Source organism: Pseudomonas sp. 3JA (genome assembly GCF_036961705.1).
Classification (GTDB): Bacteria; Pseudomonadota; Gammaproteobacteria; order Pseudomonadales; family Pseudomonadaceae; genus Aquipseudomonas; species Aquipseudomonas fluorescens_Q.
Window position 1 is genome coordinate 1 of record NZ_JBAMDJ010000087.1, and the last position, 2,300, is coordinate 2,300.

Annotated in this window: 2 protein-coding genes; both read left to right on the forward strand. The window is 63.6% G+C overall.

All coding sequences use genetic code 11. From position 1 onward, the window contains the following. A partial coding sequence (locus V7773_RS30125) for a carbon starvation CstA family protein (protein ID WP_336076485.1) occupies window positions 1-1,938 on the forward strand: 1,938 nt, incomplete at its 5' end. A gap of 15 nt (window positions 1,939-1,953) precedes the next feature. Continuing rightward, complete coding sequence (locus tag V7773_RS30130; protein WP_003201656.1) at window positions 1,954-2,151, forward strand: YbdD/YjiX family protein; 198 nt, start codon at window positions 1,954-1,956, stop codon at window positions 2,149-2,151. The last annotated feature ends 149 nt before the right edge of the window (window positions 2,152-2,300 follow it).

The window sequence follows — 2,300 nt, forward strand, 5'->3', positions numbered from 1 at the left end:
GCCGTGGCCATCTACCTGGTCGCCTACCGCTACTACAGCCTCTTCATCGCCAACAACGTGATGCAACTCGATGCGCGCCGGGCCACCCCTGCCGTGCTCAACAACGATGGCCTGGACTACGTCCCGACCAACAAACACATTCTCTTCGGCCACCATTTCGCGGCCATTGCCGGCGCGGGGCCGCTGGTCGGGCCGGTGCTGGCGGCGCAGATGGGCTACCTGCCCGGTACGCTGTGGCTGATCGCCGGCGTGGTGCTGGCCGGTGCGGTGCAGGACTTCATGGTCCTGTTCCTGTCCACCCGCCGCAACGGTCGCTCCCTGGGTGACATGGTCCGGGAAGAAATGGGCCGTGTCCCTGGCACCATCGCTCTGTTCGGCTGCTTCCTGATCATGATCATCATCCTCGCGGTGTTGGCGCTGATCGTGGTCAAGGCCCTGGCCGAGAGCCCATGGGGCATCTTCACGGTGATGGCGACCATCCCGATCGCGATGTTCATGGGCCTCTACATGCGCTACATCCGCCCGGGCCGCATCGGTGAAATCTCGATCATCGGCGTGCTGTTGCTGCTGGGCTCGATCTGGCTGGGCGGGCAGATCGCTGCCGATCCGGTCTGGGCCAAGGCCTTTACCTTCACCGGAATCCAGATCACCTGGATGCTGATCGGCTACGGTTTTGTCGCGGCGGTGCTGCCGGTGTGGCTGATCCTGGCGCCGCGGGACTACCTGTCGACGTTCCTCAAGATCGGCACCATCGTCGCCCTGGCGATCGGCATCCTGGTCACCATGCCCGAGCTGAAAATGCCGGCGCTGACCCAGTTCACCGACGGCACGGGACCGGTGTGGAAGGGCGGTCTGTTCCCGTTCCTGTTCATCACCATCGCCTGCGGCGCGGTCTCGGGCTTCCATGCGCTGATCTCCTCGGGCACCACGCCCAAGTTGCTGGATAACGAAACCAACGCTCGCTACATCGGTTACGGCGGCATGCTGATGGAGTCCTTCGTGGCGATCATGGCCATGGTCGCGGCGTCGGTGATCGAGCCGGGCGTGTACTTCGCCATGAACAGCCCGGCGGCGATCGTCGGCGGTGACGTGGTGGCCGTGGCGCAAACCGTCAGCAGTTGGGGTTTTGCAATCACCCCCGAGGCCCTGCAAGCGGTGGCCAAGGACATCGGCGAGACCACCGTGCTGGCCCGCGCCGGCGGTGCGCCGACCCTGGCGGTCGGTATCGCGCAGATCCTGCACTCGGTGCTGCCGGGTGAGAACACCATGGCGTTCTGGTACCACTTCGCGATCCTGTTCGAAGCGCTGTTCATCCTCACTGCGGTGGACGCCGGCACCCGTGCCGGGCGGTTCATGCTGCAGGACTTGCTCGGCTCGTTCGTGCCGGCCCTCAAGCGTACCGAATCCTGGACCGCCAACCTGATCGCCACCGCCGGTTGTGTGGCACTGTGGGGTTACCTGCTGTACCAGGGCGTGATCGATCCGCTGGGCGGCATCAACACCTTGTGGCCGCTGTTCGGCATCTCCAACCAGATGCTGGCCGGTATCGCCCTGATGCTCGCCACCGTGGTACTGATCAAGATGAAGCGCCAGCGCTACGTCTGGGTCACGCTGCTGCCGGCGAGCTGGTTGCTGATCTGCACCACCACCGCGGGCCTGATCAAGCTGTTCGACGCCAACCCGGCGATCGGCTTTTTGGCCCTGGCGCGCAAATACAACGATGCCCTGGCCGCCGGCCAGGTCCTGGCCCCGGCCAAGAGCATCGAGCAGATGCAGCACGTGGTGTTCAACGCCTACACCAACGCAACGCTGACGGTGTTGTTCCTGTTCGTGGTCTTCAGCATCCTGTTCTACGCCCTCAAGGTCGGCATCGCCGCCTGGGGCACCAAGGAACGCACGGACAAGGAAGCGCCATTCCAGGCCGTGCCGGACGCATGATAGAGGATTGCAACGATGTTCAATGACTTGAGTCGCCTCGGTAAATACCTCGGTCAGGCCGCCCGCCTGATGGTCGGCATGCCCGACTACGACAACTACGTCGAGCACATGCAAACCAAGCACCCGGACAAACCGTTGATGGACTACGAGGCGTTCTTCCGCGAACGCCAGGAGGCCCGTTACGGTGGCAAGGGTGGGCCCAAGTGCTGTTGAGTTGAGCTAAACCCAACCCCCATGTGGGAGCGGGCTTGCCCGCGATGGCGGTGGGTCAGTTACGATCATGTTGACTGACACTCCGCCATCGCGAGCAAGCTCGCTCCCACAGTTGTTTTTGGGGCGCTCAGAATTTGCATACGCCACAG

What these genes read in the sequence shown, in the direction of transcription:
- V7773_RS30130 (WP_003201656.1), top strand. Translation starts at nt 1,954, where the DNA reads ATGTTCAATGACTTGAGTCGCCTCGGTAAATACCTCGGTCAGGCCGCC.